Genomic DNA, 23,058 nt, shown 5'->3' with positions numbered 1-23,058 from the left:
ATATTTGCGAAATAAAAAACGGGGCAGCCGTTACGCTGCACCCGTCTAGTGTTGCCATGCCTTATTAATCTTCGATATCCGCCCAGAACTCTTCGTCCGCATCGAGCGTGATTTGAGAACGGAACTTGCGAAGCTGATATTGCTTATGCAAATATTGCTCGATCGCTTCCAGCAGATTCGCTTCCACCAGGTACTGACTACGGCCGCTCACCCACACTTCGGCGGTAAAGCCGTATTGCTCCTCCCAGGACAGCTGCACTTCGACATCTGTCGGCGAGACGCCTTTGCGTTCGGCGATATGGAGACAAACGGCATTAATGATCTCGTCCGTATAAATCCGCATCGTTAGTACGGTCTCCGGTTATCCGGATGCGTCGGCCGGTTCCGGGTTCGGAAGTAGCGGACGATCCCCATAATAAGCGTGATCACGACATAGATGGCCAGAATGTTGATCAGCATGCCGAAAATATTGCCGAGGAAGCCCATGTTGCCGAACAGTCCGCCGAACAGCATGCCCGCCAGGCCGCCGATCATAAGTCCTTTCATGAAGCTGCCGCCGCTAAAAAATCCGCGCTGCGGCGTCGTCGTGCCGGATTTCGCCGTACCGGATTTCGTCGTGCCCGTGCCCCCGGACGTACTCTTGTTAACGTTGTCCGCCGGCTTGGACGGCGTCGTCGTGAAGCTCTTCTTCGGTGACGAGATTTTACCGCCGCGCGGTCTTGCGTCTGCGGCCCCGGCACTGAACACGAAGAACAGCGCGAAAGCCATGAAAACCAAAATCCCCTTCTTCATATGTCGTTCTCCTCCTGTTATTGTGAAGCTATGAAGTTAGTTTGCGCTTCAGTACAATTACGTCTAATATGATCAAAGGTTTCAATTTTCATTCCCGTCTACGAATATTGACGAAAAATTGGGGGATTAGGATGGAGAACGGACGGTATCCGGACGCATACGAGTCGTTTCTGTTCGAGTTTCACGCGACGCGGGATTATTTCGAATGCCATGAGCTGCTGGAGGAGTATTGGAAGGCGCATCCTGACGACGGCTTCGGAGATACCTGGGTCGGACTGATTCAACTGGCCGTAGGCGCGTATCACTTTCGAAGGGATAACCGGCGCGGAGCCGTGAAAATGCTCGGGCAATCGCGCCGGCGTCTCGATCCTGCGCGGCTGGCGGAGCTCGGCATCGAAGGCGGGGAGCTGCTGGAGCTGATCGACGGCGCGCTTGCAGGCGCGGAGCGGGGAGCGGCATTCGCGGATGTGAACATCCCGCTGCGGGATGAACGGCTCGCGGAGCGTCTGAAGCTTGCCGCGGCGGAGCAGGGGCTGGCGTGGGGAGCGCCGAGCGGCATGGACCCTGCGCTCGTGGACCGGCACACGCTTCGCGACAGGAGCGAAGTCGCCGCGGCGCGAGCGGCCGCCATGGCGGCGAAGAACGACGAACGCGGGAGCGGTAGAGGAGCGGCGGATGCCTGAACGGAAGGGCGACAGCGGCGTGAATCTAGCATTCGCTGACTGCGAGTACCGCCAGCTGAACGGCAATAGCGCTCGCTGAACGTAACGGCGTCTGCAGAACCGAACGTGCACGCGTGAAATAGCAGGGCATCGTTGAACGAAACACTCTTCGTCAGAAAGCCGGATTGTCGAGAAACATATAAGCTGCTTCGAGCAGACACGCGAGACCTGCGCCCTGGAACACGAACAGATCCTGTCGGCGCTTCGCCGGCGTGGCAGGACGGCTGGTACTGTTCCGAACGAACTTTCTTGACAGCCTGACCTTCGCTTGAAAGCAAACAAGCTTCGCCATGCCGGGCGCTGCCCGTGCAAGCGAAGCTTGTTGTCGTTGATTCGAACGGCGATCAATACCCGTCCACGATGAGGTCCAGCTTGCCCGTCGTCGGATGGATGATCATGCCGTGCACTGGCGTGCCCGGCGGGAGGAGCGGGTGGTTCTTGATGATGCCGACGCTTCGCACGACGCTGTCATGCACGTTGTCGAAGCCGGTCAGCCACCGTTCCAGATGCATGCCGGAATTGGTCAGGGTGCGGATCGTTTCTTCCGTTACGCCGCTGTCGCGCATATGGCCGAGCACGATTTCCGGGTCCAGGCCGGTCATGCCGCATTCGTGGTGGCCGATGACGAGCACTTCGTTGGCGCCCAGCTCGTACAACGCGACGAGCACGCTGCGCATAATATTACCGAACGGCTGCGTTACGATCGCGCCGGCGTTTTTTATGATTTTGGCATCGCCGTTGCGCAGGTTGAGCGCTTTGGGCAGCAACTCCGTCAGGCGCGCGTCCATGCAGGTGACGATGACCATCCGTTTGTCGGGGAATTTATCGGTCACGTACTTCTCGTAGTCGCGGTTCTCCACGAATTGTTCATTGAAAGCCATAATGTCCTGAATTCTGTTCAAGCTAGCTCCTCCTCCAAAATCTCTGCAGTATGATAGGGATGATACCTTCTCTGATCTGTGTACCGATCCGGCTTCAGCCATTGCCGCGCAGCAAACGCAGGTTCGGCGTGTAAATCTGATTGGCGCTCTTCAGGACGAACGCGCTGCGCGCCCTGTTGTAATCGATCGTGAGCTCCGGTTCGAAGAACACCTCGTAATTGGGCTCGTACCATACCGGATACGGCGAACCTTCTCCGAGCTTATCGGTCGGCTCCGGCTCAGGGACGACAAGCAGCGTCGGCACGCCGTTCATGACGCATCCGCAGCCTTCGGTGTCGTACAGCAGCTTCAGGCCGCGAGTGCCGTCCGCCATCGTGTCGGCCAACCGTTCCACGGCGCTGAGGGTAAACGTAAAACGCATGCGCAAGGGCTCCTTTCCGCGTAAATGGACGGCATTGACCGGCATAGCCGCACGTTCCGACGAAAGGAAGAAGGATCGCCGCGAAGGGCCGGCCCGTTCATCTTCCCGTACAGGATTAAAGTTGATTATACGGTTTGCAAAAAGTATGATCAAGTAGCAGCCGAATAACGTGAATGGAAAGGTGAGGATAGCAATGACGACAACAGGCGACACACTGGCCTTATTTACCGAGCGAATCGGTCTTATCAAGAGCTATGAGGAAGCGCTGGCCGTGCTTTATTGGGATTTGCGCACGGGAGCGCCGCGCAAAGGCATGGACGTCCGTTCGGAGGCGATCGGCAACCTGTCCGGGCAAATGTTCAAGCTGTCCACCGCGCCCGAACTGGGCGAATGGCTGACGGCGCTCGAAGAGCCCGCTACATACGAGGGATTAAGCGAGATCAACCGGAGGCTCGTCAAGGAAACCCGCAAGGAGTACGACCGCAGCGTCAAGATTCCGCCGAAGCTGTATCAGGAGTACGTCGTTTTGACGTCGCAGGCGGAGTCGATGTGGGAGGAAGCGAAGCGGAACAGCGACTATGCTTCCTTCGAGCCTTATCTCGATAAAATCATCACCTTCACGAATCAATTCATCGATCTGTGGGGCGTCAAGGGCACGCGCTACGATACGCTGCTCGATATGTACGAGCCGGGCATGACGACGGAGCAGCTCGATCGCGTATTCGGCGGCTTGCGCGAGAAGCTCGTGCCGCTGTCCGCCTCGATCGCCGCGTCGCCGCATCAGCCGGAAACGGGGTTCCTGGCGCAGACGTACGCGAAGGAAGCGCAGAAGAAATTCAGCCTGTTCATTCTGGAGCAGATGGGCTTCGACTTCGCCGCCGGCCGGCTGGACGAGAGCGCGCATCCGTTCGCGACGGGCCTCAACCCGGGCGACGTGCGCATTACGACGCGTTATCTCGAGAACGATGTGACGAGCGCGCTGTTCGGCACGATCCACGAAGGCGGCCATGCGCTGTACGAGCAGAACATCAGCAAGGACCTGGTCGGAACGACGCTGGCGACCGGAACGTCGATGGGCATTCACGAATCGCAGTCCCGCTTCTGGGAGAACGTGATCGGCCGCTCGATGAGCTTCTGGAACCGGTACTACGGCGATTTGCAGCGGCATTTCCCGGGCCAGCTGGACGTGCCGGTAGAAGACTTCTACCGCGCGACGAACGTCGTGGAACCGTCGCTCATTCGGATCGAAGCCGATGAGCTGACGTACAACCTGCATATTATCATCCGCTACGAGATCGAGAAGCAGATCTTCAACCAAGGCGTGAAAGCGGCCGAGCTGCCGGCGCTCTGGAACGCGAAATACAAGGAATACCTCGGCATCGAGCCGTCCAATGACGGCGAAGGCGTACTGCAGGACGTGCACTGGTCCGGCGGCGCGTTCGGCTACTTCCCGTCCTACTCGCTCGGCAATATGTACGCGGCGCAGTTCACCGACACGCTGGAACGCGAGCTGCCGAATTTCTGGGAGCTGGTCGGGAAGGGCGATTTGCTGCCGATCAAGCAGTGGCTGTCGGAGAAAATCTACCAGTACGGCAAGCTGAGAACGCCGTCCGAGCTGATCGAAGGCATCACCGGCAAGCCGCTCGATCCGGAGTATCTCGTTCAGTATCTGAAGAAGAAGTATACGGGGATTTACAAGCTGTAAGGAACGAAAGCGCGTGCGCTTCGCGATTCAAACGGAAACGGCGCCGCCGGGAGTAATGCCCGGCGGCGCCGTTTGTCTGTTTCAGGGCAGCAAATGTCGGTTTGAGCGCGATGGCGTAATTGACCGATCCAACCGCAAGTTGAGCGGAGGCGAGAGGAATATTTGTCCATCATGTAGAACTAGAATAGCAATAGAAGACTATTCCAAGACTTGAAATTGGAAAAGAAAGCGGTGTTCTGGCATGTCCGGCATATACGGAATTTCCGGTTTATCCTTCCTGATCGTGGCTTTATTAACGCCGCTGCTCATCCGGGCGCTGCGCGCGCTCAAGCTGACGCAGCCGATTCGGGCCGAGCTGCCCCCGGATCATCAGGCGAAGCGGGGCACGCCGCTGATGGCCGGCTTGATCCTGCTGGTCGGGGTAGCGACTTCGCTGCAATTCCATCCCGAGCCGTTGATGGTGTTCCTGTGCGCCGCGTTCCTGCTGTTCAGCTCGATCGGCTTCATGGACGACTTCAAGAAGGCGGCATGGCAGGATCCGTCGGGCATCTCCGGACGGATGAAGCTCGTGCTCCAATTCGCGTTCACCGGCATGCTGCTGTTCGTCTTGTTCCGTTCGTTCTCCCTGACCAGCGACATCGCGGTGTTCCACGGGTTCCTGCTGCATCTGCCCGTGTTCGTCTACATCGCCGTGATGTTGCTGTTCGTGGTCGGCTCCGCGAACGCGATTAATTTCACGGACGGATTGGACGGACTGTTGATCAACGTTGCGATTCCGACGTATTTCTTCTTCTTCATCATCTCGGACAAGCCCGAGGTACAAATCTTCTCGCTGATCATGATCGGCTGTCTGCTCGGGTTGTTTCTATACAACATTTATCCGGCCAGAGCGTTCATGGGCGATACGGGTTCGCTGGCCATCGGCGGTTCGCTGTCGCTGCTGGCGGTCATCGAGAAGGTGGAGATTCTGATTCCGATTCTGTTCTCGGTCTACTTGATCGAGCAATTGTCCGTTATTTTGCAGGTCTGGTATTACAAACGCACCAAGCTGCGGCTGTTCAGGATGGCGCCGATCCATTATCATTTCAGTCTCAAATACGGCTGGAGCGAAAATAAAATCGTCATGATGGCCGGATTCACTTCATGGGCCTCCGTTCTCGTATGCTGGCTGCTGTGGAAGTTCGTTCTTTGAGCTGCTAAATGATGCATGATGTTCTTGTCGGCATCGCATGGATCGAGCCTTCGACATGAATAACGGTGGGCGTCATGCCAATCGGCCTGATGGGAATTGGATTCGGAGTTGGTTACGACGATTATATGGAAACGGATGATAACGGCGTCGCGAGGTCTTGTCCTTGCGGCGCCGTTTTGCCGCCTTAAGCCTTGTCTCCCTATCGACGGCAGCGCGGTACCGACGATGCGTCGGAGAAAGCCTCGTGCGGTCGTCTGCGTCAGCCTATCGTTCGGTCGGCGTAGGCGCTTTGAGTTCTTTCTCCATCAGCCGGCGAAGCTTGGTCTCGGTCGGCGAATCCGGCGCGGGCGTATAGATGCTGCAGCGGAGGTCGGCGTTCCCTTGCAGCTGCAGGGAGGTGAGGTGGAACAGCATCTTGCCTGCCTTGGCGTGCCGGAATTCGATCAGCACCTCAGGCGCGGCGCTCACTCTGCTTTCCTCCCATAGCGGCCGAAACTCGGGATGCGCGGCCGTCATATCCCGCTGGAATGCATCGTACCAGTCGTCGTCGACGTATTGGCCGTAATATGCGCGGAAGATCGCGAGGAACCCGCCGACGAAATGTTCCCAATTGACGGCCAGCCGGCGGAATTCTTTGCGTTCGAACAGCAGGGCGATCATGTTGCGCCGCTGCTCCGGGATGCGTTCGAAATCCATGAAGACATGCGCGGCCGCTTCGTTCCAGCCGACGATATGGCAGTGACGGTCCGAGATGATCGTCGGGCACGCGCGCAGCTCGTCCAGAATTCGCCGCAGCGGCGGGCTGATGCGGGCCGTTTCCTCGCGCAGCGAGGAGGCGCCGGCGCCCGTTTCAAGCGCGAGCGCGAACAAATATTTGCGCTCGTCGGCATTGAGAAGCAGCGCGGCGGAGATGGATTCGAGCACGGAGGCGGAGACTTTGATGTCCCGTCCCTGCTCCAGCCATGTGTACCAGGTCGTGCTGACGCCCGCGAGCTGGGCGACCTCCTCGCGCCGCAAGCCGGGCGTCCTGCGGCGCGTGCCCGCCGTCAGGCCGACTTCTTCCGGCGTCAGCTTGGCGCGCTGGGCCATCAAGAAGCTGGAGAGAGCTTTCAATCGTGTCGGCTGATTCATTAAGTCACGCTCCTTTCGATGCATATATGGTACGCCAGCCTGTTACTGGTAGTGATTATACTAGGATAAACGACAACTTGTAATAGGATATCATGTATGGCAACATAGCACCACAAGGTTCGTTTAAGGAGGAAGCAACGATGGAGAAAGTAATGATCACGGGCATGGGCGTCGTGTCTCCGCTGGGCAACGACGTCGGCACGTATTGGGAAGCGTTGAAACGGGGAGAGTCCGGCATCGCCTCGATCGACCGGTTCGACGTATCGCAGCAGCGCGCGCGAATTGCGGGGCTGGTTCAAGATTTCGACGCGGACGCGCTGTTCGGCAAGAAGGAAGCCCGGCGGATGGACCGCTTCTGCCAGTATGCGCTGGCGGCGGCGGATCAAGCGTGGGCGGATGCGGGGCTGGACGCGGAGAAGCTCGATCCCGAGCGCGCCGGCGTGTACGTCGGCTCGGGCATCGGAGGGCTGGAGACGCTGCTTGCGCAGGATGCGGTGCTTCAAGGGCGCGGCCCGGATCGCGTCAGTCCGACGCTCGTGCCGATGATGATCGCCAACATGGCAGCGGCGATGATCAGCATCCGCTACCGGCTGCACGGCCCGACGATGGCGCCGGTTACCGCCTGCTCGATCGGCAACACGTCGATCGGCGAGGCGTTCCGGCTCATTCGCCACGGGTATGCCGACGTCGTCATCGCCGGCGGGTCGGAAGCGGCCGTCACGGAAATATCGCTGGCCAGCTTCGGTAACGCGACGGCGCTGTCGACGCGCAACGAGGAGCCGCGCAGGGCGAGCCGGCCGTTCGACCGCGGCCGCGACGGCTTCGTCATGGCGGAAGGCGCGGGGATTCTGGTCCTGGAGTCCGAATCGCATGCCCGCAAGCGGAACGCGCGCATGTACGCGGAAGTCATCGGTTACGGCGCAAGCTCCGACGCCTACCATATGGTAGCGACGCATCCGGAAGGCTACGGGCCGTATTTGGCGATGAAAGCGGCGCTGCGCGAAGCCGGTATCGGCACGGAGCAGGTGGACGTCATCTTCGCGCATGCGACGAGCACGGAGCTCGGCGACCGGTCGGAGACGCTTGCGATCAAGCGGCTGTTCGGCGAGAGTGCCGGCGCTATTCCGGTATCGGCGGTGAAGTCGATGACCGGCCATATGCTAGGCGCGGCCGGCGGCACGCAGGCGATCGCGCTGGTCAAGAGCCTGCAGGAAGGCATTATTCCGCCGACGATCAATCTCGACGAGCCGGATCCCGAGTGCGACCTCGACTATGTGCCGAATGAAGCGAGGCGGGCGAACTTGACGATCGGCGTCAGCAACTCGTTCGGCTTCGGCGGACATAACGCCGTCATCGTCGTTCAAGCGGTTGACGCTGAGTAAGCGCAAAGGGTACCATTGTTTGATAGACAAGGTACCGGTAACCGATAATAACGGGAATAAGCGAGCCGGAGCGACATGCTCGCGGCTCGTTTCCTATTCCGGTTCCGGTCAATAGTCGTCATCACGAGGAGCGTCGCTGCATATGGGGATTCGAGTCATCAAAACCGCGCTGGCCGCGCTCGGCGCGTTGTACACCGCCCATTATTTGGGGCTGAACCCGGCGCTGTCGGCCGGCCTGCTCGCGATTCTGGGCGTGGAAGCGACGCGGCTGAAGGGGCTGAAGAGCGCCTTCGAACGGTTCGCGGCTTCCGTCATCGGATTGTTTTTCGCGTCCTTGCTGTTTATGGCGCTGGGGTTTCAGCTGTGGACGATCTCGCTCTTCGTCCTGGTCTCCATCCCGATCCTGACGAGGGTCGGCTTGAAGGACGGCATCGCGACGAGCGCCGTCATCGTCTTCCATGTGTACGCCCGCGAAGAGGTGACGGCGAGCTTGATCGGCAACGAAATCATGCTGCTGCTCGTCGGCCTCGGCTGGGCGACGGTCATTAATATGATCTACATGCCGACGGAAGAGCATAAGCTGGCGCAGCTCCGGCATGCGACGGAAGCGCAGTTCGCCGCGATTTTCCTCGCGCTCGCGCAGACGCTGCGGACGCCGGAACATGTCTGGGACGGGCAAGAGCTGCTGAACGCGGGCCGGCTCATCAAGGAAGGGCAGCGGCTTGCGGAGACCGATCGGGAGAACCGGATTTGGGGACAGGGAACTGCGATGAGCCGCTATTGGCCGACTTACTATGAGATGAGGCAGCAGCAGCTGGAGTCGATCGGCCTTATGCTGGAGCAGGTCGCGTTCGTATACGAGCGGCTGCCGCAGGGAGAACTGACCGCCGAGCTGTTCGATCTCTTGTCCGGCGACGTGAAATCGGACGTGTACGAAGGCGGCGTGGAGGAGCGGATCACGGTGCTGGAAGCCAAGTTCAAGGCGATGCCGCTTCCAGGGACGCGCGACGAGTTCGAGATGCGGGCCGCCTTGTTCCACCTGCTGATTGAACTGAAACGGTATCTGGCGATCGCCAAACGATTCAAGAAGCAGCGGGACAGCCTGACGGATGCGGTCATGCATCGCATGGAACGATAGCCTGAAACCCTCCTTTTACCGCTGACGATAATAGTAGTTCCGAAGTCTCCTTCTATTACTAAGCCGTATTTTGGCGGTCGGCGGAAAGATTGCTGGCTGCGATTATTTTCGGCGCGCTTGCGTTCAAGTGTTATGGAAACGGGTCCGAAGCCATAAGATTTATTGAAGGCAAACGTAAAAAGCAGCCCTTTGCAAGGCTGCGATAAGCATGATTCGCGCTGACGCAAAAGCTGGAACGCACGGAGATGAAGGCGATTCCGGACAAATCGGCATGCCCGAAACAATATCTATTTGTTCTTCGAGAGTTTAATCAACAAACGCCTATGTCCTGCATACACTTTAATTGAATGATTGTATGGAGGAGGTTAGATCGATGGCTTATGCAGATAAACAGCTTAAGGCTAGAGAAATAATTACCAAAGCTGTCTGCGGAAAAGGTCGTAAGTTTTCCACAGTAACCCACCACGTTACGCCGCCTCACCACCCGACGAGCATTTTGGGCGCATGGATTATCAATCATCAATACGAAGCGGTCCGTTCCGGAGACGGGATCGAGGTTATCGGTACTTACGATATCAACATTTGGTATTCCTACAACAAAAACTCGCAAACCGACGTAGCAAAAGAAACGCTGTCGTACGTTGAGCATGTGCCGCTGTCCTATCTGGATCCGAAGCACCGGGCTTCGACCGAGGAAGTATCCGCGGAGTCAACGCAAGAGCCTAACTGCATCGAGGCGAACATTTCGTCCAGCGGTTCCGGCGTCGTTATTCGCGTGGAGCGCGAATTCGCGGTCGAGCTGGTGGCCGAGACGAAAATCTGGGTAGCGACACTGCCCGGAGCCGACGATGACGGGAAAGAATTCGAGTACGGGGACGACGGGGATTTTGAAGATTTGGATCCGGAATTGCTTGAAGACGGTGACGACGAACTGTAATTGTAGCGAATTACAGGTATGTTGTATCGTATGCGCGGGCAGTGAGAGATTCGAGGGCGAGAGCCCTCTTTTTTTTCCGAAAATATGCGGTTGCGGAAGGACGGGGCGTGGAGCCGTGGCAGGCAATGTGTGGCTGTGGGATGGCAAAGCCTGCCGGCGGATCGCCGGCATGGCGGAAGCGGGCGAGGCATCGGCAGATGATAGGCACGTCAAGTGTGATAACGGAATTGCTGAAGCGAACGGGCGGGCTGCCGAGCGGGAAGCTGGCCTGGAGACGGTGAACGGAAGAGGCGTTGGACTGACCGGGAGCTTGGGGGGGAAACGAGGAAGCGGCGATGGGCTTGCCGAGGGCTTGGTGGAGGTGCATCGCCGGGGCGCGGAGCGGAGAACGGTGCTGTCGGAAACGTCCCGGTGCGGCAACGAACCGGGAGCGGGAGATGCCATTATCGTTGCCGGTTCGGTTCCGGCGTGGCAGGTTGACGTCGGATACGGGGGACGGCGCGTGCTTGTGCTGAATGCGAACGCAGCCGATTTCGCGGAGCGGGGCCGGGACGAAGCAGAGCGGCGGATGCGGCGGGCGGGCGCGCCGGTTTTCTCGCCCGAGCAGAGGTCGCTTCGCCGATATGACGTCTCGCTGTTTCAGCTGCAGCCGCTGGCGGTCGAACAGCTGATGACGAACGGACGAGCTCCGGTTGCGGCAAGCGCCGCTCGTACCTCTGCAACCGGAGCGCCTGCAGTTTCGGTTATCCGTGCCGAATCGCGGGCTATTCAAGTGCAGGACGCGCGTTATCGCCCGCTCGCGCGCCTTGCCGCGCGGGCGCTGCACGCTTGCGGCTTGGACAACGGCATCGTCGAGCTTGCGGACGACGATGCCGGCAAATGCTATGTCGCCGGCATCCGCCTGCCGTCTGCGGCGGCTTACCGCGCCGGCATCTGGCGGGAAGCGGCGGCGTCGCTGGCGGTTCAGCTGCGGCAAGCCGGTCGCGCCGGCCGCGGCCCAGGAGCGCAAGACATTCTGCTCGGCGCGGATCCGGAGTTTCTGCTGCTCGCCGAGAACGGCCGCATCGTATCCGCCGCCCGCTACTTGGACGGCGGGCATGGCGCAGGCTGCGACGCGATGGTCGTCGGCGGGACGATCCGCCGCCCGATCGCGGAGCTGCGCCCCGCGCCTTCGCCGACGCCGGCCGGCTTGGCGCGCAATCTCCGCCGGCTGCTGCAGCAAGCCGCGCGGCGCATACCGGATCAGCCGCCGCTGCGGTGGGCGGCCGGCGGCATGCCGGCCGCCGGCTTCGCGCTCGGCGGCCACATCCATATCAGCGGGGTGCCGCTGACCGGCCGGCTGCTGCGTCAGCTTGACAGCTACGCGGCGTTCCCGCTGGCCATGATCGAAACGCCGTCCGAGCAGGCGCGGCGCCCGCGTTACGGCGCGCTCGGCGATTTCCGGCTGCAGCCGCACGGCGGGTTCGAATACCGCACGCTGCCAAGCTGGCTCGCCTCCCCGCTGGCCGCGAAGGCGGCGTTCGCGCTGGCGCTGCTCTGCGCGCGAGAGACCGACGTCCTCGCGTACATGCCTTCCGAGGACGACAAGTACGTCGCGGCTTACTACGCGGGGGATCGGGCCGCGCTGGCCGGCTGCATGGAGGAGCTCGCCGCATCGATGGCGCGCACGGCATCGTACGCAGAGCTCGCACGCTGGATCGAGCCGCTGCTGCAAGCGATCCGGGAAGGCCGCACCTGGGACACGGCCGGCGATTTCCGCCCGAAATGGCGGATCGGCACGCCATAGTCGGAACGTGCGGCGTTCGATGCGGAGGTGCGATGAATAGCGCCCCAAGATATTAGGGCTGCCAATCTGCATGATGCCTATTGGGAATCCCTTCTGAGCGTCAGAGGGCAGAAGCCCCAATGTGATCTCCTCGTTCAGGGCTGCATGAAGCTCAGTGAGAGAAGCTTATGCATCCTTATATAAATGTCAGTGTCCACTGGGCTAGTTGAAAGGCGGAAAAGCAAATGGGGGAGGGACATTGAACGTCCGCTCCTCTCCGGACCGTTCGCTAAGCGATCCCAACTAAAAATCCGCTTTCAGGCGCCTCGCCGCAGGGCGCTTTTTCTTGCGTTCCCGATGCTCCATGCGGGCTGGCTTTTCTGCTATAATGGAGTTCTGGTGTTCATAAACTAGCTATTTTACGACAGGAGGGGCCGCATGTCTGCTTATACCCCGATGATTCAACAATATTTGGCGATCAAAGAAGGCGCGCAGGACGCGATTCTTTTTTTTCGCCTTGGCGATTTCTATGAAATGTTCTTCGACGACGCGATCAATGCGTCGCGAGAGCTTGAAATAACGTTAACGGGCCGGGAAGGCGGCGGAGACCGCAAAATCCCGATGTGCGGCGTACCGTATCACTCGGCCGAAGGCTACATAGCCCGCTTGATCGAAAAAGGGTTCAAAGTCGCCATCTGCGAGCAGGTCGAGGACCCCGCGGCGGCCAAAGGCGTCGTGCGCCGCGAAATCATCCGCGTCGTGACGCCGGGCACGGTCATGGAAACGAAATCGCTCGCCGAGAAAGCGAACAATTTCATCGTGTCCGTCTCGGAGCTGAAGGGCGTCTACGGCGTGGCGGCGTGCGATCTGACGACCGGCGAGCTATATGTTACGTCGTTCGCGTCGTCCGCCGAAGCGTTGACCGATGAAATCAACGTCTACCATCCGTCGGAGATCGTCGGCGACGCTGCCGTCCTGGAACGGCTGCGCGCGGCTGCCGCGGGCTGGAACCGTCCCGTCCTGTTCACGGACCGGGAACCGATGGCGGACGAGCTGCTGCGCAAGCAATTCGGCCAGCTGGAGCTGTCGGCGCTCGCGCCGGCAAGGCATCGGGCCGTAAGCCTGCTGACGGGCTACCTGGACGAGACGCAGAAAAGATCCCTCGGCCATATGCGCCGAATCTCGGTGTACGAGCCGAACCAATACATGGTGCTGGATCCGTTCACGCGCCGCAATCTCGAATTGACGGAGACGGTGCGGGACCGCAGCAAGAAAGGCTCGCTGCTCTGGCTGCTCGACCGGACGCGCACGTCGATGGGGGCGCGGCTGCTTCGCCGCTGGATCGACAAGCCGCTGCTCTCCAAGGCGATGATCGACGAGCGGCTCGAAGCGGTGGAGAAGCTGTACTTGAGCTTTATTTTGCGGGACGAGCTGCGGCAGGAATTGAACGAAATTTACGATCTGGAGCGCCTCGTCGGCCGCGTTGCGTACGGCAGCGCCAACGGGCGGGACTTGAACGCGCTCAAGACGTCGCTCCAGCATGTGCCGGCGCTGACGGCGCTGTGCGCGGAATCCGATTCGGCGACGCTGCGCAAGCTGGTGAACGGCGTGGACGGCTGCGCGGATCTGGCCGAGCTGATCGAGACGGTCATCGTGGAGGAGCCGCCTGTTTCCGTCCGGGAAGGCGGATTGATCCGCTCCGGCTACGATGCTTATCTGGACGAGCTGCGCGAAGCGAGCGTGAACGGGAAGAAATGGCTTGCCGAGCTCGAACGCAAGGAGCGGGAAGCGACCGGCATCAAGTCGCTCAAGATCGGTTATAACAAAGTGTTCGGCTACTATCTGGAAGTGTCCAAGGCAAACGTCGGCAGCCTGCCGGAAGGCCGTTACGAGCGCAAGCAGACGCTGGCGAACGCGGAGCGGTACGTGACGCCGGAGCTGAAGGCGAAGGAAGCGCTCATTCTGGAAGCCGAAGAGAAAATGGTCGATCTCGAATACGCCAAATTCATCGAGCTGCGCGACCACCTGACGGCGCATTTGCACCGGCTGCAGAAGCTGGCCGAGGTGATCGCCGAGCTGGACGTGTACCAATCGCTGGCAACCGTGAGCGGCGAGCAGCGGTACGTGAAGCCGAACGTGACGGAAGGGTATGATTTTGTCGTAGCCGAGGGCCGGCATCCCGTCGTGGAGACGGTCATGGAGGGCGCCGCGTTCATCGCCAACGAGACGAAGCTCGTGAAGGACGGCTCTTCGATGCTGCTCATAACCGGTCCGAACATGGCCGGCAAAAGCACCTACATGCGCCAGGTGGCGCTTATCGGCATCATGGCGCAGATCGGCTGCTTCGTGCCCGCGAAACAGGCGGAAGTGCCGCTCATCGACCGGATTTTCACGCGTATCGGGGCCGCGGACGACCTGATCGGCGGCCAGAGCACGTTCATGGTCGAGATGAAGGACATCCAGATCATGACGGAGAAAGCGACGGCGCGCAGCCTCGTCATTATCGACGAGCTGGGCAGGGGAACGTCGACGGGCGAAGGGATGGCGATCGCGCAGGCCGTCATCGAGTTCGTCCATCACGAAGTCGGCTGCAAAGCGCTCGTGTCGACGCATTTTCACGAGCTGGCGCATCTCGGCGATACGCTGCCGCATCTCGCGAACGCGTGCATGGCCGTGCAGGAAACGGGCGACAACGTCACGTTCCTCCGCAAGCTCGTGCCAGGCGCGGCGGGCAGCAGTTATGGGATCTACTGCGCGCAGCTGGCAGGACTGCCGGGCAGCATCATCAAGCGCGCGTATTCGCTGCTCGATCTTCATACGGCGCACGAGTCCGCTGCAGCAGCCGCCGAACTGCCGTACGTTTCGAACGCACACGGGTCAAGCGACGTGCCGCTTGCGGAAGCCGCGCTAAGCGGCCGGGCCGAAACGAGTTTCGCCAGCCAAGCGATCGAAACAAGCTTCGCTGCAGCCGCAGCCGAGGCGGCCCCGGCCTATGCAGCGCCGGAATCGGCCATGCTTAACGCGTCGTTAACGTCGGAGCCGGCTGCGCCTGCCGCCGGAAGCGTCGTCCAGCTCTCGATCTTCGAAGAGCCCGCGCCGGCGCCCGTCGACACGGGCAAAGCGCGCAAAGCGAGCCCGCGCGCGGAGCTGTTGGCCGATCAGCTGCGCAAGCTCGACTTGTTCAACATGACGCCGATGCAGGCGATGCAGTGGCTGAACGAAATGAAACTAAAGCTGAACGAATAGCGCCGGCGCTTGATTCGAACGAATCAGTTCCGAACGAATCAGTTCCAAGCGAATCAGTTCCAAGATCCTTCGGTTACACGATAGGAAATACTTGGTTTCAAACGAAATAACAGCACAGCAATTAAGGAGCATCTCATGTACCCGTATGTGCCGGGAGAGCATCAAGCAGCATCCCGCGCACTAGTATACCGGGATCGTATTAAGCAGCCCCCGTATACCGGGACATCTAAGGCAGCATCCCGTGCACCTGTACGCCGGGATCCGAATGCCATCGATTCATCATCGCAAAGGAGGGTTCGGCTTCATGAGCAAAATCCGCATATTGGACGAGCAGCTGGCCAACCAAATCGCCGCGGGCGAGGTCGTGGAACGGCCTTCCTCCGTCGTGAAGGAGCTCGTCGAGAACGCCGTGGACGCGGGCAGCACGACGATCGACATCGTCATCGAAGAAGGCGGGCTGTCGCTGATCCGGGTAACGGACAACGGCTCCGGCATCGAGGGCGACGATATCGAGACGGCGTTCTTCCGCCACGCGACGAGCAAAATATCCTCCAGCAAGGATTTGTTCCGCATCGCCAGCCTCGGCTTCCGCGGCGAGGCGCTGCCGAGCATCGCGGCGGTCGCGAAGGTGGAATGCGTGTCCGCCCCGGACGGCGGCGGCCTCGGCCGCAGGCTGGTCATCGAAGGCGGCACGATTACGGCCAACGAAGAGACGAGCTCGCCTCAAGGAACGGATATCAGCGTGCGGGAACTGTTCTATAACACCCCCGCGCGCCTCAAATATATGAAAACGATTCAAACGGAGCTCGGCCATATCGCCGACTACGTCAACCGGCTTGCATTGGCGCATCCCGGCATCGCCTTCACGGTAAGGCATAACGGCAATATGCTGCTGCGCACGCTTGGCAGCGGCGACCGGCTGCAGACGTTCGCGGCCATCTACGGCTCCGCGACGGCCAAAGCGATGCTGCCGGTGGAAGGCGAGCATCCCGATTACGAGCTGCGCGGCGTCATATCGAAGCCGGAGCAGACGCGCTCCAACCGCAACGGCATCACCATCGTCGTCAATGGCCGGTATATCAAGAGCTTCGTGCTGAACCAGGCCATGCTGCAGGCGTATCATACGCTGCTGCCGATCAATCGGTTTCCGCTCGCGGTGCTGGAGCTCGGCATGCATCCGTCCCTGCTCGACGTGAACGTGCATCCAGCGAAGATGGAAGTCAGATTCAGCAAAGAAGCCGAACTGCGCGAGTTCATCGAGGACGCGATCAGACGCGCGCTCGGCAAGCAGCGCCATATTCCGGGGCCGGCCGCGCCGGCCGAACGGTCGAAGCCGGCATTCGTCCAAGACCGGATTTCGTTCCATCAGCCTGAGCCCGGCATCGGGCAAGGCCACCAGCCAACGGCGGCGGACGGCCAACATGCGATGCCGCAGACGGTTTCCGGCAGCACGCCGTTCGCGAGCGGCTATGGCGCAGCAGCCCGCCAGCCTGCATCCGCCGGCGCAAACGTTCCCGGCCGGCCGCCGCTCGGGCAATCCGGGCAGGCGCCGTCTGCCTCGGAAGTCGCAGCCGCGCTCGACAAGGCTGAATCGAGCTTCGGCAGCCGCATGTCCGATGGGCCTTCCGCAAGGGACAGGTTCGCCGCCGAGCCGCCGTATCGCAGCCAAGCTGCGCTTAATCGGCCGAACGGCGATGCGGCGATTCCGCGCGACGCGACGGAACGGCTGTACGCGCCGCCAGGCGCGCAGCGGAATCCATGGGGCGCGCGGGAAACGGGCATCTCCGCCGATCGATACGACGCCGCTCTTCGGCGTGCCGTCGACGCGAGCGCGGGCGCCGGCTTGCCGTCCGCCGATACCGCCCGCATGGCAGCAAGCGGCGAGACAGGTTCATCCAGCGAAGCGGCCGAGATCGCGGACTCCGTCCCGGCACACGAACGTCAAGCGTCCGAAGCTGTACTGTCCGCAGCTGCTTCGTCCGGAACCGGGCCTGTGGTAACAGTGCCTCTCGACTCCGCGCCTTCCGAAGCGGCACAGACATATGCAGCGCCGTCCGATCCGAGGCCGTCTGAATCGGCACAGCCGCATGCGGCATCGCCGGCATTCCCGGAGCTGTATTGGATCGGGCAGCTGCATGGCACCTATATCGTCGCCCAGAACGAAGAGGGCTTGTTCCTCATCGATCAGCATGCGGCGCATGAACGGATCAATTACGAGTATTATTTGGATAAATTCGGCCGTCCCGAACAAGCGAGCCAGCAGCTGCTCGTGCCGCTGACGCTGGAATTCACGGCGGCGGAAGCGGCCTCGCTGCAGAGCAAGCTGCATGTGCTGCAGGAAGCGGGCGTGGAGCTGGAGCCATTCGGCGCCAACGCGTTCCTTGTCCGGTCTTATCCGGAATGGCTGCCGTCCGGCGAGGAAGGCGAAGTCATCGAGGAGATGGCGGAATGGCTGCTGCAGGAGCGCGGGGCCGTCGATATCGGCAAGTTGAGGGAGAAGTCGGCGATCATGTGCTCGTGCAAAGCATCGATCAAAGCGAACGACAGGCTGACGCGAGAAGAAGGCGAAGGTCTGCTGCGCCGCCTCGCAGCCTGCTCGCAGCCGTACACCTGCCCGCACGGCAGGCCGATCGTCGTCCATATGACGACGTACCAGCTCGAGAAAATGTTCAAGCGGGTGATGTCATGATCGTCACGACGCCGCAGAAGCCGTCGGAGGCGCAGACCGCCTATGCCCAGCGTATCGCCCTCGAGGTCGGCGGACGCTTCGTTCCGCGCAAGCAGGACTCGCTGCAGACGCTGGGGCGCAAATACGGGGACGCCCGGCTCCTTGTTGCAGACGATCGCGGACTGCGCTATTATGAGGATTCGGAGGAGCCGTTATATTTTCACCCCAGCATGGCGTACGTCCGCGTCAAGCGGATGCGCAAAGGGGAACGGGACCCGCTGATCGCGCTGACCGGCTGCATGCCGGGCGATTCCGTCATCGACTGCACGGCAGGACTCGGATCGGATTCGATCGTCTTCTCCTACGCCGTCGGAACGGAAGGCAGCGTCATCGCGCTGGAGAGCGAACGCATGCTGTACACGGTCGTTCGCGAAGGGCTGCGCGCGTACCGGACGGAGCACGAAGACGTCAACGAGGCGCTGCGGCGCATCGAGATGCGCTGTACCGACCATCTAACCTATCTAACGCAATTACCGGACAAGAGCGCGGACATCGTTTATTTCGATCCGATGTTCCGCCACCCGCTGCACGATTCTTCGGCTTTGGCGCCGCTTCGCGGACTTGCTAACGGCTCGGCGCTCCAGGAAGCGTCGGTGCGGCAGGCATTGCGCGTTGCGCGCAAATGCGTCGTGCTGAAGGAGCACGGCGACAGCGGGGAATTCGAGCGGCTCGGCTTCGAACGCCGCCATCGCAACAAAATCGCATACGGAGTGATCTACCCAACATGAATCCAGCATCCATAGCGACTGACAAGCCGAAGCTGCTCGTGCTGATCGGACCGACGGCCGTCGGCAAGACGCGCATGAGTCTGGATATCGCCAAGGCGTGGAACGCCGAAATCATATCCGGCGATTCGATCCAGGTCTACAAGGGCATGGATATCGGCACGGCCAAAATCAAGCCGGACGAGCAGGAAGGCGTTCCGCATCATCTGATCGACATCTGCGATCCGGCGCATCCGTTCTCGGTCGCCGAATTTCAGGAACGGTGCGCCGCGCTCATTCCGGACATCGGAAGCCGCGGCAAGCTCCCGTTCATCGTCGGCGGAACCGGACTGTACGTCGAATCCGTCGCTTACGGCTATGATTTCGCCGAAGTCGGCTCCGACGACGCTTTCCGCGGGGAGATGGACCGCTTCGCGCTGGAGAATGGCGCGGATGCGCTGCACGATAAGCTGCGGGCCGTCGATCCGGAAGCTGCGGAGCGTCTGCATCCCAACGATCGGCGCCGCGTCATTCGGGCGTTGGAAGTCCATCATTTGACGGGCGTCACGTTCACCGAGCAGCAGAAGGGACAGAAAAAAACGTCCCCGTACGAACTGTGTATCATCGGGTTGACGATGGACCGCGCCGTTCTGTACGACCGGATCAACGAACGGGTCGACGCGATGATCGAAGCCGGCCTCGTCGAGGAGGTCCGGGGACTGCTCGAACGCGGGGTGCCGGCCGATGCCGTTTCCATGCACGGACTCGGCTACAAGGAGATCGCGCATTACTTGCGGGGCCATCTGTCGTTGGACGGGGCGGTCGAGCTGCTGAAACGCGACACGCGGCATTTTGCCAAGCGGCAGCTTTCCTGGTTCAGGCATATGCCGGACATTCATTGGATCGACGCCGGTGAAAATTTTAACAAGAATTTGCAAGCGATTCATGCTATAATAGCAGGAAAGTTTAGGATGGAACTTGAATATACTTTTAACCAACCTTTTGACGATGGGGGTAACGCGCAATGAACAAATCAATTAACATTCAGGATACATTCTTGAATCAACTTCGCAAAGACAGCGTTCCGGTAACCGTATATTTGACGAACGGTTTCCAGATCCGCGGTGTCATTAAAGCATTCGACAACTTTACGATCGTCATCGACAGCGAAGGCCGCCAACAAATGGTGTACAAGCATGCGATCTCGACGTTTACCCCGCAGCGCAACGTCTCCCTCATGCAGGTGCAAGACAACGAAGCGTAACCGACCGGCAGGCATATTTTGAAACCTTTTCGGAATATGCTTCGTTTAATTGGATATCGGCACGAAAGAGCAGCCCTTGCGACGTGCGGGGCTGTTTTTTCTTTGCGGGCCTGCGGCGCTATCGAGCCTGCGGCTCGGCAGACGCATGCATGGCGGGATTTGCATGTTTATAATGCCGACGTTGCCGTTTACTCATATAGGGTATAAATAGAGAGAAGAGCGTAACGCGCGATTTGAACTGGAGGGGAACCTGACCCATGACTGAAGAACCACGCAGCAGGAACAACGGAAAGCCGGAGAAGAAAGGCAAAGTCAAGAAGAAACGGAACAAGCGAAAGCTTGCCGTCTGGATGTTTTTTACGGCGGCCATTGCGGTTGTATGCGGTATCATCGGATATATGCTTATTATTCTGAACGGCGAGCGGATTCTCGCCGACAATCAAGATAAACTTACGCTGCCGGAAGCGTCGACGATTTACGACGGCCAAGGCAAGGAAGTGGCGAAGCTTGGCGCGAACCGCGAGAGCGTGGAGTTCAACGAGATTCCGGAGCTTATGCGCGATGCCGTCATCGCGACGGAGGACCAGCGTTTCGAGAAGCATTTCGGGATCGACCTCTATTCGATCGGCCGGGCGATCGTGAAGGACGTCGTCGCGCGCAGCGCCGTCGAGGGCGGCAGCACGATTACGCAGCAGCTGGCGAAGAACTTGTTCCTGACGCAGGACAAGACGTTCTTCCGAAAGGCGACCGAAGCTTCGATCGCCGTCGCCATCGAGCATAAAATGACGAAGGACGAAATCATCACGATGTACCTGAACCGGATCTACTTCGGCAAAGGCGCGTACGGGGTGAAGGCGGCGGCCGAGTATTATTTCAATACCGACCTCAAGGATCTGAAGCTGTGGCAAATCGCGACGCTCGCGGCGATTCCGAAGGCGCCTTCCACGTACAATCCGGTCAATCATGCGGACAAGTCGAAGGAACGCCGGGCCGTCGTCCTGCAGCTGATGCACGACCAGGGCTACATCACGCAGCAGGAGATGGACGAAGCGAAAGCGGTCGACTATGTCCCCGTTCAGCATGCGAAAGAAACGGAGACGTACCAGGCGTTCATCGACTACGTCATCGACGAGGCGGAGAAGCTTGGCGGGGTTTCCGAAGAACAACTGCGCATCTCCGGCTATAAGATCTACACGACGCTGAACACGCAGGCCCAGTCGGCGATCGAGAAAGAATTCGAGGACGACGGCAATTTCGAGAAGAGCGTCGACGAGCAGCAGGAGCAAGCGGCGATGATTATCGTCGATCATCGGAACGGCGAGATTCAAGGTCTTCTGGGCGGCCGCGATTACGTCAACAAAGGCTTCAACCGGGTGACGATGATGACCCGCCAGCCGGGCTCGTCGTTCAAGCCGATCGCCGTATACGGGCCGGCCATCGAGACGGGCGACTGGTCCCCGTCATCGACGCTGCAGGACGTGAAGACATGCTACGGCTCCTACTGTCCATCCGACTCCAACAAAGTCAAATATGTCGGACCGATCAGCATGCGCCAATCGCTCAAGGAGTCCCGCAACGCCTCGGCCGTCTGGCTGCTTAATCAAATCGGCGTGAAGACGGGGCTTAATTTCGCGAAAAACCTCGGCTTCGAGCTGGATAGCTCGAAAGACCGCAACCTCGCGATCGGCCTCGGCGGTTTGACGTACGGCGTGACGCCGTACCAGATGGCGGCCGCGTACAGCGCGTTCGCCAACGACGGGAAGAGCGTCGACCTGCATGCGCTCATCAAGATTACGGATAAGGAAAACGATCCGATCTATACGTACAAAGCGCCTGAAGGCGAGCAAGTGATGAAGCCGTCTACGGCGCAGAGCATGACGGATATGATGCAGGGCGTCCTGGAGAAGGGCGGGACGGGCGTCAATGCGCGCATCGACCGTCCGGTCGCCGGCAAGACGGGCACGACGCAGAACGGGATTCCCGGCCTCAGCAACGGTTACAACCGCGATGCATGGTTCGCGGGATATTCGCCGGAATGGACAGCCGTCGTCTGGATGGGCTATGATCAGACAGACAAGAATCATATGATCAAGAAGAGCAGCGAGCAAGCGGCGGCCATGTTCGGCAAAGTCATGCGCCAAGCGATGAAGGGCGTTCCGAAGGGCAGCTTCACGAAAGCGGCCGAAGAGAAGCCGGAGGAGCAGCCGCCGGCGGGCATCGCGAATTTCAGCGCCGTCTACAACGAACAGAAAGCAGCCGTGCAGTTGGCCTGGTCGCCTGTAGTAGGCGAAGGAATGACTTACCGGATCTATCGCAAAGCGACGGGAGAGACGGAATTCACCAAGCTGCTCGATTCGTTGACGACGACCGGGGTCGACGACTTGAACATCGCGCCGGGCATGGATTACGAGTACTATGTTCTGGCTTACGATCCGGCGAAAGACTTGGAAGGCGCGCCGTCCGCCACGGTGAAGGCGAATATTCCGGCCGCCGAGATCGAGCCGCCGCCGACGGACGAAGGCAATCTGCCGGGGAATGGCGGCAACCCAGGCAACGGCAATAACGGGCAAAGCAATAACGGGCAAGGCAACAACGGCGGAGGCGGTATCGAACAGCCGCCGGGCAGCGGGAACGGCGGCCAGGGCAATGAAGGTACGCCTCCGGATAATGGCAGCGGCGGCGGCCCGTTGCCGGGGAACGGCGGCGAAGGAATGCCGGCTCAGCCGGGAGCCGGCGGCGGAACGAACGGCGGTTCCGGGAACGGCGGCAACGGAGGAGCGGGAACCGGTACCGGAACCGGTACAGGAACAGGGAACACGCCTGCTACGGGAACGGAAGGCGGGACTTCCGGAACGCCGGACAATAGCGTGAATAATGAATCGAGCGGTCAAAGCAATCTCGTCGACAGTGCCGCTGACGGGCCGGCCGACGGCTCCGTTCCTGCGGACACGACGCCTCAGGGTCCTGCCAACGGCACGAAGAACGCGGGCGACAAGCCGGCGATCACCGCTCCTTGACCGGCAAGCAGCGCGACCATCACGAACTTAAAT

The 23,058-nt window shown here is 60.2% G+C and carries 18 protein-coding genes; 13 read left to right on the top strand and 5 right to left on the bottom strand.

What is annotated here, in order from left to right; genetic code table 11:
* Nucleotides 1–64 precede the first annotated feature (64 nt).
* Entirely contained in the window at nt 65–343 is a 279-nt protein-coding gene (locus GXP70_RS18465; RefSeq protein WP_162358200.1) for a YxcD family protein, read from the bottom strand.
* A 2-nt stretch (nt 344–345) separates the two neighbouring features.
* On the bottom strand, nt 346–792 hold the full coding sequence (locus GXP70_RS18460; protein WP_162358199.1) for a hypothetical protein: 447 nt from the start codon (nt 790–792) through the stop codon (nt 346–348).
* A 131-nt stretch (nt 793–923) separates the two neighbouring features.
* Between GXP70_RS18460 and GXP70_RS18455 the strand changes: the two genes are divergently transcribed.
* Nucleotides 924–1,475, top strand: a complete 552-nt coding sequence (locus GXP70_RS18455; protein WP_162358198.1) for a DUF309 domain-containing protein — start codon at nt 924–926, stop codon at nt 1,473–1,475.
* Nucleotides 1,476–1,858: 383 nt separating this feature from the next.
* On the opposite strand, the gene GXP70_RS18450 is transcribed toward GXP70_RS18455, so the two are convergent.
* Both GXP70_RS18450 and GXP70_RS18445 read right to left on the bottom strand, forming a co-directional pair.
* On the bottom strand, nt 1,859–2,416 hold the full coding sequence (locus GXP70_RS18450) for a beta-class carbonic anhydrase (RefSeq protein ID WP_162358197.1): 558 nt from the start codon (nt 2,414–2,416) through the stop codon (nt 1,859–1,861).
* Between the two features lie 73 nt (nt 2,417–2,489).
* Nucleotides 2,490–2,816: an iron-sulfur cluster biosynthesis family protein gene (locus GXP70_RS18445; RefSeq protein WP_162358196.1), complete on the bottom strand. Its 327-nt coding sequence runs from the start codon at nt 2,814–2,816 to the stop codon at nt 2,490–2,492.
* A gap of 193 nt (nt 2,817–3,009) precedes the next feature.
* Between GXP70_RS18445 and GXP70_RS18440 the strand changes: the two genes are divergently transcribed.
* Both GXP70_RS18440 and mraY read left to right on the top strand, forming a co-directional pair.
* Nucleotides 3,010–4,521: a carboxypeptidase M32 gene (locus tag GXP70_RS18440; protein ID WP_162358195.1), complete on the top strand. Its 1,512-nt coding sequence runs from the start codon at nt 3,010–3,012 to the stop codon at nt 4,519–4,521.
* Between the two features lie 241 nt (nt 4,522–4,762).
* Nucleotides 4,763–5,713 carry a phospho-N-acetylmuramoyl-pentapeptide-transferase gene (gene mraY / locus GXP70_RS18435; protein ID WP_162358194.1) on the top strand — a complete coding sequence of 317 codons (951 nt, stop codon included), beginning with the start codon at nt 4,763–4,765 and terminating at the stop codon, nt 5,711–5,713.
* 264 nt (nt 5,714–5,977) lie between these two features.
* Here the strand turns inward: mraY and GXP70_RS18430 are convergent, their stop codons facing one another.
* On the bottom strand, nt 5,978–6,844 hold the full coding sequence (locus tag GXP70_RS18430; RefSeq protein WP_162358193.1) for a helix-turn-helix transcriptional regulator: 867 nt from the start codon (nt 6,842–6,844) through the stop codon (nt 5,978–5,980).
* Between the two features lie 140 nt (nt 6,845–6,984).
* Between GXP70_RS18430 and fabF the strand changes: the two genes are divergently transcribed.
* From fabF to GXP70_RS18380, 10 genes are all read left to right on the top strand, one after another.
* Nucleotides 6,985–8,226, top strand: coding sequence for a beta-ketoacyl-ACP synthase II (gene fabF, locus GXP70_RS18425; RefSeq protein WP_162358192.1), 1,242 nt, complete (start codon nt 6,985–6,987; stop codon nt 8,224–8,226).
* Nucleotides 8,227–8,368: 142 nt separating this feature from the next.
* Nucleotides 8,369–9,364 (top strand): aromatic acid exporter family protein, encoded by a 996-nt coding sequence (locus tag GXP70_RS18420; RefSeq protein ID WP_162358191.1) that lies wholly within the window; start codon nt 8,369–8,371, stop codon nt 9,362–9,364.
* Between the two features lie 373 nt (nt 9,365–9,737).
* Nucleotides 9,738–10,301, top strand: coding sequence for an outer spore coat protein CotE (locus tag GXP70_RS18415; protein WP_162358190.1), 564 nt, complete (start codon nt 9,738–9,740; stop codon nt 10,299–10,301).
* A gap of 115 nt (nt 10,302–10,416) precedes the next feature.
* On the top strand, nt 10,417–12,087 hold the full coding sequence (locus GXP70_RS18410) for a putative amidoligase domain-containing protein (RefSeq protein ID WP_162358189.1): 1,671 nt from the start codon (nt 10,417–10,419) through the stop codon (nt 12,085–12,087).
* Between the two features lie 417 nt (nt 12,088–12,504).
* The gene (gene mutS, locus GXP70_RS18405; protein ID WP_162358188.1) at nt 12,505–15,312 is read left to right on the top strand and encodes a DNA mismatch repair protein MutS; all 2,808 of its coding nucleotides are present in this window, start codon (nt 12,505–12,507) and stop codon (nt 15,310–15,312) included.
* A 304-nt stretch (nt 15,313–15,616) separates the two neighbouring features.
* Nucleotides 15,617–18,001, top strand: a complete 2,385-nt coding sequence (mutL, locus tag GXP70_RS18400; RefSeq protein WP_162358187.1) for a DNA mismatch repair endonuclease MutL — start codon at nt 15,617–15,619, stop codon at nt 17,999–18,001.
* A complete protein-coding gene (locus GXP70_RS18395) occupies nt 17,998–18,768 on the top strand; it encodes a class I SAM-dependent methyltransferase (protein WP_162358186.1) in 771 nt (256 codons plus the stop codon). The genes mutL and GXP70_RS18395 overlap by 4 nt, the downstream gene beginning before the upstream one ends.
* On the top strand, nt 18,765–19,772 hold the full coding sequence (gene miaA / locus GXP70_RS18390) for a tRNA (adenosine(37)-N6)-dimethylallyltransferase MiaA (protein WP_162358185.1): 1,008 nt from the start codon (nt 18,765–18,767) through the stop codon (nt 19,770–19,772). Before GXP70_RS18395 ends, miaA begins: the two co-directional genes overlap by 4 nt.
* Nucleotides 19,769–20,008, top strand: a complete 240-nt coding sequence (hfq, locus tag GXP70_RS18385) for an RNA chaperone Hfq (RefSeq protein ID WP_090635997.1) — start codon at nt 19,769–19,771, stop codon at nt 20,006–20,008. Before miaA ends, hfq begins: the two co-directional genes overlap by 4 nt.
* A 257-nt stretch (nt 20,009–20,265) precedes the next feature.
* Nucleotides 20,266–23,025: a transglycosylase domain-containing protein gene (locus GXP70_RS18380; protein WP_162358184.1), complete on the top strand. Its 2,760-nt coding sequence runs from the start codon at nt 20,266–20,268 to the stop codon at nt 23,023–23,025.
* Nucleotides 23,026–23,058: the final 33 nt, after the last annotated feature.

Origin of the sequence: Paenibacillus lycopersici, assembly GCF_010119935.1 — a bacterium.
Taxonomy (GTDB): Bacteria; Bacillota; Bacilli; order Paenibacillales; family Paenibacillaceae; genus Paenibacillus_Z; species Paenibacillus_Z lycopersici.
The sequence above is the reverse complement of the archived record's forward strand: the minus strand, read 5'-3'. Positions and strand labels throughout refer to the sequence as shown.

Bases quoted from the DNA above. Each gene is read 5' to 3' on its own strand.
- GXP70_RS18380 (WP_162358184.1), top strand. From the start codon at position 20,266: ATGACTGAAGAACCACGCAGCAGGAACAACGGAAAGCCGGAGAAGAAA.
- hfq (WP_090635997.1), top strand. From the start codon at position 19,769: ATGAACAAATCAATTAACATTCAGGATACATTCTTGAATCAACTTCGC.
- miaA (WP_162358185.1), top strand. From the start codon at position 18,765: ATGAATCCAGCATCCATAGCGACTGACAAGCCGAAGCTGCTCGTGCTG.
- GXP70_RS18445 (WP_162358196.1), bottom strand. From the start codon at position 2,816: ATGCGTTTTACGTTTACCCTCAGCGCCGTGGAACGGTTGGCCGACACG.
- GXP70_RS18415 (WP_162358190.1), top strand. From the start codon at position 9,738: ATGGCTTATGCAGATAAACAGCTTAAGGCTAGAGAAATAATTACCAAA.
- GXP70_RS18420 (WP_162358191.1), top strand. From the start codon at position 8,369: ATGGGGATTCGAGTCATCAAAACCGCGCTGGCCGCGCTCGGCGCGTTG.
- mutL (WP_162358187.1), top strand. From the start codon at position 15,617: ATGAGCAAAATCCGCATATTGGACGAGCAGCTGGCCAACCAAATCGCC.
- fabF (WP_162358192.1), top strand. From the start codon at position 6,985: ATGGAGAAAGTAATGATCACGGGCATGGGCGTCGTGTCTCCGCTGGGC.
- GXP70_RS18460 (WP_162358199.1), bottom strand. From the start codon at position 792: ATGAAGAAGGGGATTTTGGTTTTCATGGCTTTCGCGCTGTTCTTCGTG.
- mraY (WP_162358194.1), top strand. From the start codon at position 4,763: ATGTCCGGCATATACGGAATTTCCGGTTTATCCTTCCTGATCGTGGCT.
- GXP70_RS18395 (WP_162358186.1), top strand. From the start codon at position 17,998: ATGATCGTCACGACGCCGCAGAAGCCGTCGGAGGCGCAGACCGCCTAT.
- GXP70_RS18465 (WP_162358200.1), bottom strand. From the start codon at position 343: ATGCGGATTTATACGGACGAGATCATTAATGCCGTTTGTCTCCATATC.
- GXP70_RS18455 (WP_162358198.1), top strand. From the start codon at position 924: ATGGAGAACGGACGGTATCCGGACGCATACGAGTCGTTTCTGTTCGAG.
- GXP70_RS18430 (WP_162358193.1), bottom strand. From the start codon at position 6,844: ATGAATCAGCCGACACGATTGAAAGCTCTCTCCAGCTTCTTGATGGCC.
- mutS (WP_162358188.1), top strand. From the start codon at position 12,505: ATGTCTGCTTATACCCCGATGATTCAACAATATTTGGCGATCAAAGAA.
- GXP70_RS18440 (WP_162358195.1), top strand. From the start codon at position 3,010: ATGACGACAACAGGCGACACACTGGCCTTATTTACCGAGCGAATCGGT.